This window comes from Streptomyces sp. NPDC041784 (genome assembly GCF_055591025.1).
On sequence record NZ_JBVJAB010000006.1, the window covers coordinates 261,141 to 276,190 of the forward strand.

At 70.0% G+C, this 15,050-nt stretch carries 14 protein-coding genes and 1 pseudogene; 9 read left to right on the forward strand and 6 right to left on the reverse strand.

Annotated features, from left to right (window positions below; genetic code table 11):
• The first annotated feature begins 86 nt into the window (after positions 1–86).
• Positions 87–1,922 (forward strand): globin domain-containing protein, encoded by a 1,836-nt coding sequence (locus ACZ6D7_RS15635; RefSeq protein ID WP_469490226.1) that lies wholly within the window; start codon positions 87–89, stop codon positions 1,920–1,922.
• 23 nt (positions 1,923–1,945) lie between these two features.
• On the opposite strand, the gene ACZ6D7_RS15640 is transcribed toward ACZ6D7_RS15635, so the two are convergent.
• From ACZ6D7_RS15640 to ACZ6D7_RS15660, 5 genes are all read right to left on the reverse strand, one after another.
• Positions 1,946–2,428 carry an NUDIX domain-containing protein gene (locus tag ACZ6D7_RS15640; RefSeq protein WP_469490230.1) on the reverse strand — a complete coding sequence of 161 codons (483 nt, stop codon included), beginning with the start codon at positions 2,426–2,428 and terminating at the stop codon, positions 1,946–1,948.
• 124 nt (positions 2,429–2,552) lie between these two features.
• Entirely contained in the window at positions 2,553–3,458 is a 906-nt protein-coding gene (locus tag ACZ6D7_RS15645) for a LysR family transcriptional regulator (RefSeq protein ID WP_469490234.1), read from the reverse strand.
• 225 nt (positions 3,459–3,683) lie between these two features.
• The gene (locus tag ACZ6D7_RS15650; RefSeq protein ID WP_469490237.1) at positions 3,684–4,850 is read right to left on the reverse strand and encodes a cystathionine gamma-lyase; all 1,167 of its coding nucleotides are present in this window, start codon (positions 4,848–4,850) and stop codon (positions 3,684–3,686) included.
• Positions 4,847–5,338 carry a low molecular weight protein-tyrosine-phosphatase gene (locus tag ACZ6D7_RS15655; protein ID WP_469490240.1) on the reverse strand — a complete coding sequence of 164 codons (492 nt, stop codon included), beginning with the start codon at positions 5,336–5,338 and terminating at the stop codon, positions 4,847–4,849. The genes ACZ6D7_RS15650 and ACZ6D7_RS15655 overlap by 4 nt, the downstream gene beginning before the upstream one ends.
• Before the next feature lie 7 nt (positions 5,339–5,345).
• Entirely contained in the window at positions 5,346–5,723 is a 378-nt protein-coding gene (locus ACZ6D7_RS15660) for a phage holin family protein (protein ID WP_469490243.1), read from the reverse strand.
• 58 nt (positions 5,724–5,781) lie between these two features.
• On the opposite strand from ACZ6D7_RS15660, the gene ACZ6D7_RS15665 reads away from it, so the two are divergent.
• The 4 genes from ACZ6D7_RS15665 (at position 5,782) to ACZ6D7_RS15680 (ending at position 8,089) form a co-directional block, all read left to right on the forward strand.
• On the forward strand, positions 5,782–6,099 hold the full coding sequence (locus tag ACZ6D7_RS15665) for a cupin domain-containing protein (RefSeq protein ID WP_189712966.1): 318 nt from the start codon (positions 5,782–5,784) through the stop codon (positions 6,097–6,099).
• 156 nt (positions 6,100–6,255) lie between these two features.
• A complete protein-coding gene (locus ACZ6D7_RS15670) occupies positions 6,256–6,468 on the forward strand; it encodes a DUF5326 family protein (protein WP_469490247.1) in 213 nt (70 codons plus the stop codon).
• Positions 6,469–6,675: 207 nt separating this feature from the next.
• Positions 6,676–7,533 carry an IclR family transcriptional regulator gene (locus ACZ6D7_RS15675; protein ID WP_469490250.1) on the forward strand — a complete coding sequence of 286 codons (858 nt, stop codon included), beginning with the start codon at positions 6,676–6,678 and terminating at the stop codon, positions 7,531–7,533.
• A gap of 109 nt (positions 7,534–7,642) precedes the next feature.
• Positions 7,643–8,089: an SsgA family sporulation/cell division regulator gene (locus tag ACZ6D7_RS15680; protein ID WP_469490252.1), complete on the forward strand. Its 447-nt coding sequence runs from the start codon at positions 7,643–7,645 to the stop codon at positions 8,087–8,089.
• A 223-nt stretch (positions 8,090–8,312) separates the two neighbouring features.
• Here the strand turns inward: ACZ6D7_RS15680 and ACZ6D7_RS15685 are convergent, their stop codons facing one another.
• Entirely contained in the window at positions 8,313–10,094 is a 1,782-nt protein-coding gene (locus ACZ6D7_RS15685) for a YibE/F family protein (protein WP_469490257.1), read from the reverse strand.
• Between the two features lie 669 nt (positions 10,095–10,763).
• Between ACZ6D7_RS15685 and thiC the strand changes: the two genes are divergently transcribed.
• The 4 genes and pseudogenes from thiC to ACZ6D7_RS15705 all read left to right on the forward strand — a co-directional run bounded on the left by thiC (position 10,764) and on the right by ACZ6D7_RS15705 (position 15,018).
• Entirely contained in the window at positions 10,764–12,590 is a 1,827-nt protein-coding gene (thiC, locus tag ACZ6D7_RS15690) for a phosphomethylpyrimidine synthase ThiC (protein ID WP_469490260.1), read from the forward strand.
• 107 nt (positions 12,591–12,697) lie between these two features.
• Complete coding sequence (locus ACZ6D7_RS15695) at positions 12,698–13,216, forward strand: ferredoxin family protein (RefSeq protein WP_469490265.1); 519 nt, start codon at positions 12,698–12,700, stop codon at positions 13,214–13,216.
• Between the two features lie 42 nt (positions 13,217–13,258).
• Positions 13,259–13,396, forward strand: a pseudogene (locus tag ACZ6D7_RS15700) (thiamine biosynthesis protein ThiC); the annotation flags it as partial.
• A 137-nt stretch (positions 13,397–13,533) separates the two neighbouring features.
• Positions 13,534–15,018 (forward strand): VWA domain-containing protein, encoded by a 1,485-nt coding sequence (locus ACZ6D7_RS15705; protein WP_469490269.1) that lies wholly within the window; start codon positions 13,534–13,536, stop codon positions 15,016–15,018.
• Positions 15,019–15,050: the final 32 nt, after the last annotated feature.

Sequence of the window (15,050 nt, forward strand, 5' to 3'; positions counted from 1 at the left end):
AAGCAAGCCGTCTGCGGGGGAAGCAGGCACCTTCCGATCCAGGAAGTGCGCAGACCGACCGAAAGATGTTCGAGGCGAGGCAGACCATGGACGCTCCGACCACCAACTCGGCCGACAACGGCGCGTCCGGCGGCGGGGACGGATGGTTCAGGCCGCGCAAGCAACCCGAACCGACGGCCGGGAGCGAGCAAGGGGCTTCGGACGGCCGCCGTCTCGCCGCACTGCGCCCGGTGGGCCGGAGCGCCCCCGATCCCGAGGGGCAGGCGCAGCAGAGCGCTGCCACGGACTCCGCGGACTCGGCGCCACGAACTCAGCCGGGACCATCCAGCCCGCCGAGCCTGCCGAGCCCGTTCAACTCGGCCGGCCCGTTCAACCCGTCCGGCCTCTCTGGCTCGCAGAGTCCGCCGAGCCCCTCCACACCGCCGGCAGCGGCCGGACCGCCGCTCGGGCAGCCTCACACGCGCGCCGAGCCCCTGGGCCCCACCGAGCCACGCTTCTCCACCGAGACCCGGACATTCGCTCAGCAGTCGGCCTCTGCCGAGGCCCGGACACCCGACTGGCAGCGGTCACCCGCCGCCGCTCAGCAGTCGGCCCCCACCGACGCCCGAATACCCGTCCAGGCCCAGGCGCCCCTCCATACCCGGCCGGGCACCGCCCCGGACACCGGGACGACGTACCGGCCCGCGCCCGGTGAGACGCCCCTTCCCGCACCGCGCCCCGCTCCCGCCGAGCCGCCGAAGTTCCCGCAGCAGCCCCCGGCCGACGACCCCCTGGTCCCCGCCCAGCGCTCCGCCCCCGCTCAGCCCGCCTCTCCGGACGCCGTCCTCATCCGGCGGACCATGTCCGAGGTGGCCGCCGTCGCCGACAAGGTCACGTCGTACTTCTACGCGCTGCTCTTCGTCCGCCACCCGGGCCTGCGCCCGCTCTTCCCTCCGGCGATGGACGCCCAGCGGGACCGGCTGCTCAAGGCCCTGCTCACCGCCGCCGAGCACATCGACAACACCCCGGTGCTCGTCGACTACCTCCAGAACCTCGGCCGGGGGCACCGCAAGTACGGCACCCGGGCCGAGCACTATCCGGCCGTCGGCGAGTGCCTGATCGGCGCGCTGAGCAAGTACGCCGGCGCCGTCTGGGACGCCGAGACGGAGGCGGCCTGGGTGCGGACGTACACGACGATCTCCCAGGTGATGATCGACGCGGCGGCCGCGGACGAGCTGCGCGCACCGGCCTGGTGGCACGCGGAGGTCGTCTCGCACACCCTCCGGACGCCGGACGTCGCGGTCCTCACCGTCCGCCCCGACCAGCCCTACCCCTTCCTCGCCGGGCAGTACACGAGCCTCGAGACACCGTGGTGGCCGCGGATCTGGCGCCACTACTCCTTCGCCTCGGCGCCCCGCTCCGACGGCCTGCTCACGTTCCACGTGAAGGCGATCCCCGCGGGCTGGGTGTCCAACGCCCTGGTGCACCGCGCCCGGCCCGGTGACGTCGTCCGGCTCGGTCCGCCCGCCGGCTCGATGACCGTCGACCACACCCGCGACAGCGGACTGCTCTGCGTCGGGGGCGGCACGGGCATAGCCCCCATCAAGGCCCTGGTCGAAGATGTCGCCGAGCACGGCACGCGCCGCCCGGTCGAGGTCTTCTACGGTGCTCGGAGCGACCACGACCTGTACGACATCGACACGATGCTCAGGCTCCAGCAGACTCACCCGTGGCTGGACGTCCACCCGGTGGTCGACCGCCACGGCCTGCTCCAGCTGCCCGACGCCATACGGACCTTCGGACCCTGGGTCGAGTACGACGCGTATGTGTCCGGGCCGCCCGGCATGATCCGCAGCGGAGTGAGCGCGCTGCGCGGCGTGGGCATCCCGGTGGAGCGCATACGCCATGACTCGGTCGAGGAACTCGTCGCCGCCGGAAGCTGACCGGCGCCCCGAAGAGCCCGGTCTCACCCCAGGTCGGGCGCATGCATGGCACGAACACCCTCGATATTGCCGTCCAGATAGTGCCGCAGCGAGAGCGGTACGAGGTGGACGGAGGCGATCCCGACGCGGGTGAACGGCACGCGGACGATCTCGTACTCGCCGTCGGGCTCGTCGATCTCGGGGCCGTGCCGCAGGCCCGGGTCCATGGACTCCAGACGGCAGACGAAGAAGTGCTGCACCTTCACACCGGTCGTGGCGGCGTCCTCGCCGATGTGCTCGACGGTGTCGACGAAGCAGGGCACCACATCGGTGACCTTGGCGCCGAGTTCCTCGTGGACTTCGCGGTGCAGGGCGTCGACGACAGTGGCGTCATCGGGTTCGACCCCGCCGCCGGGCGTGAGCCAGTACGGATCCACACCAGGCTTGGTGCGCTTGATCAGGATCAGGTCGTCGCCGTCCAGCAGAACGGCACGGGCGGTGCGCTTGACCACGGGTCGGACGGTCATGGGAGAAATGTGGCCCGGTTGGTTCCACGTGAAACATCGCGAAACGTCACCGGCCGAACCTGTTCCGTGATCTCCCCCAAGTGCCGCCCCGCCCCCGCCTTTCGACCGTTCGTGACCGCCCCGCTCAGCACCACTCTGCGGCGGCCTCCAGAAGCCACTCGTGGGCCCGCGCGACATGCGGCATCGCCAGCGTGCCGGTACGCACCACCAGGACATACGTCCGCAACGGCGGTACCGCGGGCTCGTGCGGGGCGACGACCTCGCCGCGCTCCAGCGCGGCGGCGCAGAGATAGCGGGGCAGGACCGCCAGCCCGGCGCCGGCGATCGCACAGGCGAGGACCGCGCGCAGATCGGGAACGACGACCGTGCCCGAGGCGGCGGGGCGGGAGTCGAAGACGGAGGCCCAGTAGCGGGAGACCAGGGGCAGTGACTCGTGCACCTCCACGACCGGGAGGTTCTCCAGCGCCGAGGCACCCGTGCGGCGCAGTTTCCCGGCGTCGATCCGCTCGGCCCACTGCGGCGCGGCGACCAGGACGTGCTCCTCGTCGCACAGTGGGGTGGCGGTGAGCAGCGCGCCACGTGGCCGGGCGGTGCTGATGGCCAGGTCGTGGTGCCCGGCCGCCAGGCCCTCCAGGACCTCCTCGGCGGTCCCGAAGGAGGCGCGCAGGGTCAGACCCTGGCCGTCGTCGCCGGACAGCTCGGTGAGGGCGGGGAGGGCCCGTTCGGCGGTGAACTCGGGGGGACCGGCGAGGTGCAGGGTCCGTAGCGAGGAGTCGTCGTCGAGACCGGTCTCGGCGATCTCCACCAGGGCGTCGAGGTGCGGAGCGGCCTTGTGGGCGAGTTCGTCGCCGATGGTCGTGGGTGTCACCCCGCGGGCCTGGCGCAGGAAGAGCGGGCGGCCCAGCTGACGTTCGAGGGTGCGGATCTGGGAGGTGACGGCCGGCTGGGACAGACCCAGCAGGGCGGCGGCGCGGGTGAAGGAGCCGGCCCGGTGCACGGTCACGAACGTGCGGAGCAAGGCCAGATCCATGGAGCGTCCCCCTTCCCTGCCCTTCTTCCGGCTCCGAGGCAGGCCCAACTATAAATATGTCGATAGGTCTCTGTCGCTACTGTGATTGGACACTGACACAGAGTCAACTAGCCTTGGTCGCGCGGTTCTTCGCGCGCGGAACCGAGGGCGGTCCGAGCCACGAGGGGGGAGGCTCGGACCGTCCGTTGTACGTAGAGGGACACCGCCCGGGCCTCCGTAAACCGGTCACCGCGCCGACTCCTCCAGCGCACGCAGCACATCCGCCACCAGATCCTCCGGATCCTCGGCCCCGACCGACAGCCGGATGAAGCCCTCCGGTACCGCGTCGCCGCCCCAGCGCCCGCGCCGCTCGGCCGTGGAGCGCACCCCGCCGAAGCTCGTGGCGTCGTCCACGAGCCGCAGCTCCTCGAGAAAACGCTCGGCACGCGCGCGCGTGGGCAGCGTGAAGGAGACCACGCACCCATAGCGCCGCATCTGCCGCGAGGCGATCGGGTGCGAGGGGTCGTCGGGCAGCCCCGGATACCGCAGCCCGCTCACCTCGGGCCTGGCACGCAGCGCCTCGGCGACGGCCAGCGCGCCGGCGCTCTGCCGCTCGACGCGCAGGTGCAGGGTGGCGATCGACCGGTGCGCCAGCCAGGCTTCCATCGGACCCGGGATCGCCCCGACGATCTTGCGCCAGCGCCGTACGGCGGTCATGGCCTCACCGGCCCGCCCGGTGACATAGCCGAGGAGGACGTCGCCGTGGCCCGTGAGCTGTTTGGTGCCGCTCGCCACCGAGAAGTCGGCGCCGAGTTCCAGCGGACGCTGTCCCAGCGGCGTGGCGAGCGTGTTGTCGACGGCCACGAGGGCGCCACGCGCGTGTGCCGCCTCGACGAGCCGCCGGATGTCGCACACGTCGAGACCCGGGTTCGACGGCGACTCGATCCACAGCAGCCGGGCGCCGTCGAGGACGTCCAGCTGGGCGTCGCCGGCGGTCGGCGCGGTGCGCACCTGGATGCCGTACGCCTCCAGTTGCGCGCGGACCAGGGGGAAGACCTGGTAGCCGTCGCTGGGCAGCACGACGGAGTCTCCGGAGCGCAGCTGGGAGAAGAGCACCGACGAGATCGCGGCCATGCCGGAGGCGAAGGCGAGCGTCTCGACGCCGTCCTGCCCGGGGGCCTCCAACTCGCCGAGGGCGCGCTCAAGGAGGGTCCAGGTCGGGTTCTCGTCGCGACCGTAGGTGTACGGGCCCGTGGGCTCGCCCGGCAGGTGGAAGTGCGCGGCGAACACCGGCCCCGGGAGGGTCGGCTCGTACTTGACCGGCTCGGGCAGCCCGGCGCGCACCACGCGCGTGCCGTCGCCGGTGTTCTCGGGCGGCCGTGCGCCCCGGCCGCCCGCGGTGGATCCGGTCATGTCGTCCGTCCTTCCAGGTCCTGGCGCACCGCGACGAGCAGCCCCGTGGCGGCCCGCTCCACCATCTCCAGGCACTCCTCGAAGCCGTCCCGGCCCCCGTAGTAGGGGTCGGGTACGTCGAGGTCGTCGCCCGCGCTCGGGTCGTAGGACCGCAGCAGCCGCACCTTCGCGGCGTCCTCCCCGGTGGGCGCGAGGCTGCGCAGAGCCTTGAGGTGGCCCGTGTCGAGGGCGATCACAAGGTCCAGGCGGGCGAACCAGGAGGGCTCGAACACGCGGGCCGCGTGGTCGAGGGCGTAGCCGTGCTCCTCGAGGACGGAGAGGGCGCGGGGGTCGGCGTTCTCGCCCGCGTGCCAGTCGCCCGTGCCGGCGCTGTCGACCTCGAAGGCCGAGTCCAGTCCGGCGTCCTCCACGCGCGCGCGGAAGACCGACTCGGCCATCGGCGAGCGGCAGATGTTGCCCGTGCAGACGAAGCAGACGCGGTAGGTCATCGTGGGCTCAGTCTCCGTCCGGCAGGACGACGTTGAGTGCCCAGGACACGACGGAGATGATCAGGCCGCCGACGACAGCGGTCCAGAACCCGTCGACGTGGAAGCTCACGTCGAACACATCGGCCAGCCACGAGGTCAGCAACAGCATCAGGGCGTTGACCACCAGCGTGATCAGGCCGAGCGTGAGGATGAACAGCGGAAAGGTCAGCACCTTCACGATCGGCTTGACCAGGAAGTTCACCAGGCCGAAGAGCAGGGCGACGACTATGAGCGTGCCGAACTCCTTGGCCGTGTTGTCACCGGACAAGGTGATGCCGGACAGCACCCATACGGCGACCGCCAGGGCACCCGCGTTGGCGATCGTCTTGACTACGAAATTCTTCATGTGTCTGATCGTGGCAGAGAGATCGGCAACGAGCACCGGGCGAGGGCGGACCAACGCGATGAAGGCATTCCGGCTGGACGAACTGGAGGCGGAGCGAGCCGCCAACGACGGCGCCTATCTGCAATTTCTGCGGGAACGGAACATGTCGGTCGGGCTGTACGCGCTCGATGCAGGCGAACGTGATCCACAGAATCCGCACAACCAGGACGAGGTGTACTTCGTGGTGAGCGGGCGGGCCTCCCTCACGGTCGGGATGGAGACCACCGAAGTGGCGCGCGGCAGCGTGGTGTACGTCCCGGCCGGCGTCGCCCACAAGTTCCATCACATCAGCGAGGACCTGAGGGTCATGGTGGTGTTCTCTCCGCCCGAGGCGTGACACCGGAGCCCCGGATTCCCTAGGGGATCGTTCAGGGGAGGACAAGGGGCGCGAGGCCCCCGCCGGCCCCCCTCGCGGATCTAGCATCGACGGCAGGACATCAAAAGGATCCGGCCCGCCAGGGTGCCGGACACCGGACGGAAAAGGACGAGGGCGATGCGAGAGATCTTCGCGGGACTGCCGTGGTGGGTGAAGTGGGTGGCGGTGCCGGTCATCGCCATCGTCGTGTTCGGCGGCCTGATAGCCAGCGTTGTCGGCTTCGTGATCGGGCTGCTGTTCAAGCTGCTGATCTTCGTGGCTCTGGTCGGCGGACTGATCTACGTCGTACGGAAGTTCACATCGAGTTCCTCCTCGCGCGGAGACTGGTGAGCGGTGCCGGAAACCGGTGAGCGGTAACAGGAATCACCGGTTCCCTCGGCCGGGGGAAGTTTCCGGCACAGCCCGACTGCAAGCGGTGGCAGGCGGTTAAAGTCCGGAGTTCGACGCGGGGGCGATGACCCCCGCGAGCGGCGTACGCCGCCTCCCGTGTTCCCCGCACGGGCAGCCCCCTCGCGCCTTCGGGAGTGACCCTTGGCCATGGTTGACATCGCATCAGTGGCACCGCAGCCACCCCCCACCCGGCCCCGCTCCGCGACACCCCCGCTCCAGCGCCCACCCCGCACGACAGTTCCCGAACAGCCACACCCCGCGGCCACCCTCATCGGCTCCGTCCAGCGCGCCATGCGCCTGCTGGAGTCCGTCGCCGAGCACGAGGGCGGCGCCCCGGCCAAGCAACTGGCGCGGGAGACCGGTCTCGCCCTGCCCACCGCCTACCACCTGCTGCGCACCCTTGTGTACGAGGGCTATCTGCGCCGTGACAAGGGGCTTTTCTTCCTCGGTGAGGCGGCCGAGCGGCTGGGAAGCAGCGGGGCGGCGCAGAAACGTCGCAGCACGATCGCCGACACTCTCGCCCACTGGCGCGATTCGATCGGTGTCCCCGTGTACTACGCCCGGTACCGGGACGGCGAGATCGAGATCATGTGCGTCTCCGACACCCCGGGCAATCCGGCGGTCGAGGAATGGGCCGACTTCCGTGAGACAGGCCATGCCCACGCCGTCGGCCAGTGCCTGCTCTCCCAACTGGACGAACAGGCCCGCCGCGACCACTTGGACCGCTACCCCGTGCAGTCGATCACGCCGTACACGGTGCGTGATGATCACAGCCTGTTGCGACGGCTGGAGCGGACGCGGCGGATGGAACCGGTCGTCGAGCGACAGGAGTACGCGTTGGGCACGGTGTGCGCCGCGATCCCGATCACCGTGGGCGCCACGGCGGCGACGATGGCCATCTCCCTGCCCGCCCGGGAAGCCGACCGGCTGCTGCCCGCGGCCCGGCAGCTCCAGAGCGAGATGGGACGGAAGCTGGGGTCAATCGCGATCTCTATCAGTATCTGAAAACTCACTCCTTGTGATCTGTTGTGTACGTTCAGCAAGATACCCGCAGTGTCAGGGGTCGATTCCCGGCCATTCGATGGCATATGACGGCAGATGACGGGGTAGGGCGATGCGCGAGTCCGTACAGGCGGTACAGGCAGAGGTCATGATGAACTTCCTCGTGTCCGAGGAGCTCTCGTTCCGCATCCCGGTGGAGCTGAGCTACAAGGCGCGCGATCCCTATGCCGTACGGCTGACCTTCCACCTTCCCGGTGACGCTCCGGTGACCTGGGCGTTCGGCCGTGAGCTGCTCATCGACGGGGTGGGCAGGGCGTGCGGTGAGGGGGATGTGCGGGTCTCGCCGGTCGATCCCGATGTGCTGGGCGAGGTGCTGATCCGGCTTCAGGTCGGGGGCGACCAGGCGTTGTTCCGCTCCTCGGCGGCTCCGCTGGTGGCCTTCCTCGACCGCACGGACAAGCTGGTTCCCTTGGGCCAGGAGGGTGCGCTCGCCGACTTCGACGCGCATCTGGACGAGGCGTTGGACCGGATCCTGGCGGAGGAGCAGAGCGCCGGCTGAAGTGATGGCGGCGAGGGGGGCTGTGCAGTAACGCTTCGTCGTGGGGTGGGGTTGTGCAGGAACGCTTCTGCTGGGTGGGTTGGGATGGAGTGGAGTGAGATGCGGGTGGGGCGGGGCGGGATGGGCGCGGTGAGGGGGCGTCGGGCCTGAGTGAGGTGCGGAGACTGGGTGAGGCGGGGGCGCCCGAGGGGCCGGGTTGCCGATTCTCGTGCGCCCGGGCGCCTCACCGCTTGCGGCGCCTGCCCCTGCCGGTCCGGGGCTGGGCGGCCGGAGCCGTGCCGGCCGCCGGGGCGGCCGTCTCCGGAACGGCCAGGTTTGCCTCTTTGGCCTTCGACCGGTCGGCCGCGACCACGAGGGCCGCGAGGGCCGTGGTGACCGGTACCGACGCCACCAGGCCGATCGAGCCCACCAGCGTGCGCACGATCTCCTCCGCCACCAGCTCGCTGTTGGCGACCGTGCCGACGCTGCTCTGCGCGATCGAGAACAGCAGCAGCAGCGGCAACGCGGCGCCGGCGTAGGCGAGGACGAGCGTGTTGACCACGGACGCGATGTGGTCGCGGCCGATGCGGATGCCCGCCCGGTACAGCCCGCGCCAGCCCATCGACGGGTTGGCCTCGTGCAGCTCCCAGACCGCCGAGGTCTGGGTGACCGTCACGTCGTCGAGGACGCCGAGCGAGCCGATGATGATGCCGGCGAGGAGCAGACCGCTCATGTCGATCGAGGGGTACAGGCCGTGGATCAGGCCGGTGTTGTCGTCCGTGTTGCCGGTGAGCCCCGCCCAGTCGATGAAGAACGAGCCGAGGATGCCGATCAGCGTCAGCGAGATGAGCGTGCCGAGCACGGCGACGGATGTACGGGCCGATGGACCATGACACAGATAGAGGGCGATCAACATGATCGCGCTCGATCCCACCACCGCCACGACCAGCGGGTTCGATCCTTGCAGGATCGCGGGCAGGATGAAGAAGTTCAGGATGAGGAAGCTGATGGCCAGTGCGATCAGGGCCATCACACCCCGCAGCCGCCCGACGACCACGACGGCGACCGCGAAGATGATGGCGAGCACCGCCATCGGTACCCGACGGTTCACGTCGGTCACCGAGTACTGGAGGTCCTTCGGCGCCGAAGGCTCGTAGGCGACCACGACCTTCTCGCCCTCGTCCAGCTGCCGTGACTGGTCCGGCTGGACGATCTCGGTGAACGTACGGCCCTTGTCATCGCCGGTGTCCACGCGGATCGTGGCCTTCTTGCACGTACCGTTCGCCTGCTGCACCGCCGAGGAGCCCTCCGCGGTGGAGGTGTCGCCGGTGGGCGTACCGCCTGAGGCGTTCACCGACGAGCAGCTCACGCTCACGACCTTGGTGACGGTTGCGTGCTGGGTCTGCCGGTCGAAGCCGACACCGGTGCGCTCGTGCGCCGGCGCACCGCTCGGCCACAGCACCACGAGCCCGACCAGTACCGCCGCGGCGAAGGGGATGAGGATCGCCCCGATGACTTTGCGCAGGTGCTTGGAGACGGGGGCGGCGGGGCCGTGGCTGTGGGAGTGGGAGTGCCCGTGACCGCCTCCGGATCCGTGCCCACCGTCGGATCCGTGCCCACCGCTGGAGCCGTGCCCATGGCCGTTGCTGGGGCCGTGACTGTGCCCACCGTCGTGGCCGTTGTCGAGGCCGTCACCAGATCCGCCGCCTGGAACGCCGCCGGGCCCGTCACCGAGGTTCTGCCCGTATTCGGGTCCGTGCTCGTGCCCGTGCTCGTGCGCGTGCCCGTGCCCGTGTTCGTGCTCGGGTCTGTTGTGTCCCTGTTCCCGCCCGAGCCCAAGCCCGTGCTCAGGCCCGGGCCGAGGTCCAGATCCGGGCCCAGGCCCATGCCCGCGCCCGTGATCGAACTCCCGCCCGTAGGGGTCGCCGGGGCCCGGTCGGCCGTATGAATAGCCGTTCCCGTTCCCGGGTCCCTGTCCTTGCCCAGGCCCTCCGCCGGGTCCCCCGCCGGGTCCTTGGCCAGGCACGCGTCCAGGCCCTCCGCTTTGCCCGCCGCCAGGCCCTCCACCAGGCCTTTGGCCCGCTCCCTGCCCCGGCTGCCCTCCGGGACCGCGGCCTTGGCCGCCGGGCCCACGTACCTGACCGCCGGAGTCATGCCCCTGACCGCTGGGGCCCTGGCCATGACCGTTGCGGCCCTGCCCCTGACCATCAGGACGGTGCCCCTGGCCGCCAAGATCGGGCCTCTGATGCGCGGGGACAGGCCGCTGAGCTCCCGTTCCCGGCCCGGGGTCGTGCGCACGACCAGGCTCGTGCCCACCGGCGAAGTCGCGGTCGTCTCCAGGGCCACGGCCGGGACCGTTGCCAGGGCCGGTGCCGGGGCCGCCGTCGGCGCCGGGCCTGCGGGGCGGCTCGGGTGGGTACGGGGGCTGGGGTGTCGTGGTCACCGACCGATCATCGCAAGAACGACAGGGGCCCTCTGTTCACCGCGCCCGAATTGACGCTAGCGTGGTGCCACCTTTGAACACGCGGGAGCTCGGAGCACCGGGCTGAGAGGGCGCTGACCTCCGTCTTCGCGATGTTTCACGTGGAACGTCACTTTGCTGAGTGATGTTTCACATGAAACATCGGCAGACGGTAGCCGCTGCGTCGACCGCCGAACCTGTTACCGGGTAATGCCGGCGTAGGGAGTAGGTCTCATGACCAACAAGGACGTACGCACGCCTGCCTTCACGCAGAACGCGGCCAGCGGCAACGCGGCCGACGTGACCAGCGAAAAGGCCGGGAAGTCCATCGGCTGGCACAAGGGATACGTCGAGGGCGCTCGCCCCGATCTTCGCGTGCCGGTCCGTCAGGTGCATCTCACGAACGGGCAGTCGGTCACCCTGTACGACACATCCGGGCCGTACACCGATCCGCTCGTCGATACGGACGTCCGCAGGGGCCTGGCGCCGCTGCGGGAGAACTGGATCATCTCCCGCGGTGACACCGAGGAGTACGCGGGCCGTCCCGTCCGCCCCGAGGACGACGGCATCAAGCACACCTCGCCGCGTGGCGGACTGCGCAACCTCGACGCCGTGTTCCCGGGGCGGCCGCGGCTGCCCCGCCGGGGCCGGGACGGCAACGCGGTCACCCAGCTCGCGTATGCGCGCCGTGGGGAGATCACGCCCGAGATGGAGTTCGTGGCCATCAGGGAGAACGTTTCCCCCGAGGTCGTCCGCGAGGAGATCGCGGCGGGGCGTGCGGTGCTGCCCGCCAACGTCAACCACCCGGAGATCGAGCCGATGATCATCGGCAAGAGGTTCCTGGTGAAGGTCAACGCCAACATCGGCAACTCGGCGGTGACGTCCTCCATCGAGGAGGAGGTCGAGAAGATGACCTGGGCGACCCGCTGGGGCGCCGACACGGTCATGGACCTGTCCACCGGCCGCAACATCCACACCACCCGCGAGTGGGTGCTGCGCAACTCCCCCGTTCCCATCGGCACTGTGCCGCTCTACCAGGCGCTGGAGAAGGTCGACGGCAGGGCCGAGGAGCTGACCTGGGAGATCTACAAGGACACGGTCATCGAGCAGGCCGAGCAGGGCGTGGACTACATGACGGTCCACGCGGGCGTCCGCCTCGCGTACGTACCGCTCACCGCCAACCGCAAGACCGGCATCGTCTCGCGCGGCGGCTCGATCATGGCGGCCTGGTGCCTCGCGCACCACAAGGAGTCGTTCCTGTACGACAACTTCGAGGAACTCTGCGAGATCCTCGCCGCCTACGACGTCACGTACTCGCTGGGCGACGGCCTCCGGCCGGGGTCGATCGCGGACGCCAACGACGAGGCGCAGTTCGCGGAGTTGCGCACGCTCGGGGAACTCAACACGATCGCCAAGCGTTTCAACGTACAGACCATGATCGAGGGCCCGGGCCATGTCCCGATGCACAAGATCAAGGAGAACATCGACCTTCAGCAGGAGATCTGCGATGAAGCTCCGTTCTATACCCTCGGCCCACTGACGACGGACGTCGCGCCGGCGTACGACCACATCACCTCCGGCATCGGTGCCGCGATGATCGCCTGGTGGGGCACGGCCATGCTCTGCTACGTCACGCCCAAGGAGCACCTGGGCCTGCCCAACCGTGACGACGTCAAGACCGGCGTCATCACCTACAAGATCGCCGCCCACGCGGCCGACCTCGCCAAGGGCCACCCCGGTGCGCAGGAATGGGACGACGCGCTGTCCGACGCCCGCTTCGAGTTCCGCTGGGAAGACCAGTTCAACCTCGCCCTCGACCCGGACACGGCCCGCGAGTTCCACGACGAGACCCTCCCCGCGGAACCGGCCAAGACGGCCCACTTCTGCTCGATGTGCGGCCCGAAGTTCTGCTCGATGAAGATTAGCCAAAGCATCACAGAGCGGTTCGGCGGTGCGGCGGCCGAGGGGGCGTCCCCTGAGGAGGTCGCCGAGGGGATGCTCCAGAAGTCGAAGGAGTTCGCGGCCAGCGGAAACAGGGTCTACCTGCCGCTGGCTGACTGACAGCGGGTACGGACCGCGCTGCTCCGGGAGGCGGAAGGGCCTTCACGGAGCAGCGCGTCGGGCGTCCGCATGATGGCGTTGCCGAACAGGTTTTCTATGCTTGACCGGTGACGCTGTACTACGACCCCGTCGCGCGACTCGGCAGGGACCGTGAGGCTTTCCGAGGTCGTTGGGAGGACCGGCTCTGGCTGAAGGTTCCGGGGCCCTTCTACGGTGGCGAGACCGACACGTGCCGTACCGGCCGGCTCTCCGCTCCCCACCACATCCTGTACGGCGGCGAGTACTTGACCGAGTACGTCTACCGTCAGCCGCGGACGAGGGCAGAAACAGCTCGGCTGGTCGAAGCGGCCGACTGCGATCCCTTCCTCGGGTACGGCTGCGACGGCGACTCGCGGTGGACACCCGGTGCGGTTCGGGAATGGTGGCGCGACCGCAGCCGGATCACGCAGTACCTGTCCACCCAGGACTGGGAAGCCGTCGACTGGCCGCAGCAAGGCGTGGCCAACGCCGTTCGTGACTATGAGTCCTACCTGTCCGGACGCATGGCGGCCGACTTGCGGATCTACCTCTACTGGCTGGAGGAGGGACGGTCTCCCACAGCGGGTGAACGGCTGCCCGACCTGTAGTCGGCGGCTCGGTCGGCTCTATGCGCTGCTTCAGGCTTGATGCTGTCCTCGATGAAAATCTCCCAGGACATCCGCCGGGAACACGGCGGCACCCGGGCCGAGGTCGAGGAGGGAATGGCGCAGAAGTCCAAGGAGTTCGCGGCGGCGGGCAACCGGGTCTGTCTGCCGAGCGCCGACTGACGCGGGTGGGGCTGTGCTCGCCCGTGGCGGTGAGCCCGGGTGAGCACAGCCGTCGTTCTCGCACCGCGCGGGGCGTCGTCCTCAAGGACCTCGGGCGAGAAGGTTGCCCACGGCCGTCGGGTCGGCAGACTGGCTCCATGACAGCGCAATCCATGAGCAAGGGCGCCAATCTGCCGGTCGACGCGGGCGTGGTCCGCGCGGAACTCAGCTGGTCCGAGAGGGGCGGTGGACCGGACGTCGACGCGTCGGCGCTGCTGCTGACCGAGGCCGGCCGGGTGCGGGACGACGGGGACTTCGTCTTCTACAACCAGCCGCGCCACACGTCCGGCGCCGTGACCCACCTCGGCAAACAGGCCGCCGGGGGTGTCATGACCGACACGGTCCAAGTGGACCTGGGCGCGCTGGAGAGCGGCATCGCGCGCGTGGTGCTCGGTGCTTCGGCCGACGGCGGCACCTTCGGTCAGGTTGCCGGTCTGATGCTGAGACTCCTCGACGCGGGCAGCCAGACCGAACTGGCCCGCTTCGAGATGCTGGCCGACACGGAGACGGCGTTCATCGGCGGCGAACTGTATCTGCGCGCGGGGCGCTGGAAGTTCCGTGCGGTCGGCCAGGGGTACGCGTCCGGGCTCGCGGGGCTGGCCACCGACTTCGGGATCACCGTCGACGAGGAGCCGGCCGGTACCCCGGGTACGGCGGAGACGGCGGCGTCGGCCACTCCGTTTCCCATGGCCACGCCCCCGCCCACCCACGTGCCGCCGCCCACCCCCGTACCGCCCGCACCGCCCGTACTGTCCCCACCCCCCGTGCCGCCGACAGCCCCACACATTCCACCGGCCGCCCCGTCCTCCGGGCCCCGGCTCACCAAGGGTGAGGAGCGGCTCCCGGTGGACATGCGAAGGCGGCTGTCGCTGCGCAAGGAGCAGGTCGCCGTCAGCCTGAGCAAGCGCGGCGCGGCGGGGATCACCGCGCGGGTCATCCTCGTCCTGGACGCCTCGGGATCGATGTCGTTCCTGTACTCCGGCGGGGTGGTGGCGGACGTCGTGGAGCGCATGGCGGCGGTGGCGGCGCAGCTCGACGACGACGGGGAGATGCAGGCCTGGACGTTCGCCAGCAACGCCGCACGCCTCCCGGACCTCCGCCTGGGCGAACTGCCCGAGTGGCTGCGCCTGCATGTGCGCGTGGGCGAGATCAGCCTGTTCCGGCGCAACAAGAAGCCGAGGAAGGGGCTGGAACCCGGGCAGGTCGACATGCGGGCGGTCGGCATCCAGAACGAGGAGCAGAAGGCGATCGCCGAGGTCAGAGCGTATGTGCGGGAGACACCCGTGCCCGTTCCGACCCTGGTGCTGTTCTTCTCCGACGGCGGGGTCTACCGCGACGCGGCGATCGAGCGCGAGCTGCGTGCGGCGGTCGAGGAGCCGATCTTCTGGCAGTTCGTCGGGCTCGGCCGTTCCCAGTACGGCGTTCTGGAACGGTTCGACCAGTTGCCCGGCCGCCGCGTCGACAACGTGGGCTTCTTCGCGGTCGATGACATCAGGAGCGTCCCGGACCAGGAGCTCTACGACCGCCTGCTGTCCGAGTTCCCGTCCTGGATCACCGCCGCCACCCATGCGGGAATCCTCTGACCTGCGCGAACGTCGGCGACGAGGGCGTTGTC

What these genes read in the sequence shown, in the direction of transcription:
- ACZ6D7_RS15705 (WP_469490269.1), top strand. Translation starts at nt 13,534, where the DNA reads ATGACAGCGCAATCCATGAGCAAGGGCGCCAATCTGCCGGTCGACGCG.
- ACZ6D7_RS15635 (WP_469490226.1), top strand. Translation starts at nt 87, where the DNA reads ATGGACGCTCCGACCACCAACTCGGCCGACAACGGCGCGTCCGGCGGC.
- ACZ6D7_RS15660 (WP_469490243.1), bottom strand. Translation starts at nt 5,723, where the DNA reads ATGAAGAATTTCGTAGTCAAGACGATCGCCAACGCGGGTGCCCTGGCG.
- ACZ6D7_RS15640 (WP_469490230.1), bottom strand. Translation starts at nt 2,428, where the DNA reads ATGACCGTCCGACCCGTGGTCAAGCGCACCGCCCGTGCCGTTCTGCTG.
- ACZ6D7_RS15655 (WP_469490240.1), bottom strand. Translation starts at nt 5,338, where the DNA reads ATGACCTACCGCGTCTGCTTCGTCTGCACGGGCAACATCTGCCGCTCG.
- ACZ6D7_RS15645 (WP_469490234.1), bottom strand. Translation starts at nt 3,458, where the DNA reads ATGGATCTGGCCTTGCTCCGCACGTTCGTGACCGTGCACCGGGCCGGC.
- ACZ6D7_RS15650 (WP_469490237.1), bottom strand. Translation starts at nt 4,850, where the DNA reads ATGACCGGATCCACCGCGGGCGGCCGGGGCGCACGGCCGCCCGAGAAC.
- ACZ6D7_RS15670 (WP_469490247.1), top strand. Translation starts at nt 6,256, where the DNA reads ATGCGAGAGATCTTCGCGGGACTGCCGTGGTGGGTGAAGTGGGTGGCG.
- ACZ6D7_RS15665 (WP_189712966.1), top strand. Translation starts at nt 5,782, where the DNA reads ATGAAGGCATTCCGGCTGGACGAACTGGAGGCGGAGCGAGCCGCCAAC.
- ACZ6D7_RS15675 (WP_469490250.1), top strand. Translation starts at nt 6,676, where the DNA reads ATGGTTGACATCGCATCAGTGGCACCGCAGCCACCCCCCACCCGGCCC.
- ACZ6D7_RS15680 (WP_469490252.1), top strand. Translation starts at nt 7,643, where the DNA reads ATGCGCGAGTCCGTACAGGCGGTACAGGCAGAGGTCATGATGAACTTC.
- thiC (WP_469490260.1), top strand. Translation starts at nt 10,764, where the DNA reads ATGACCAACAAGGACGTACGCACGCCTGCCTTCACGCAGAACGCGGCC.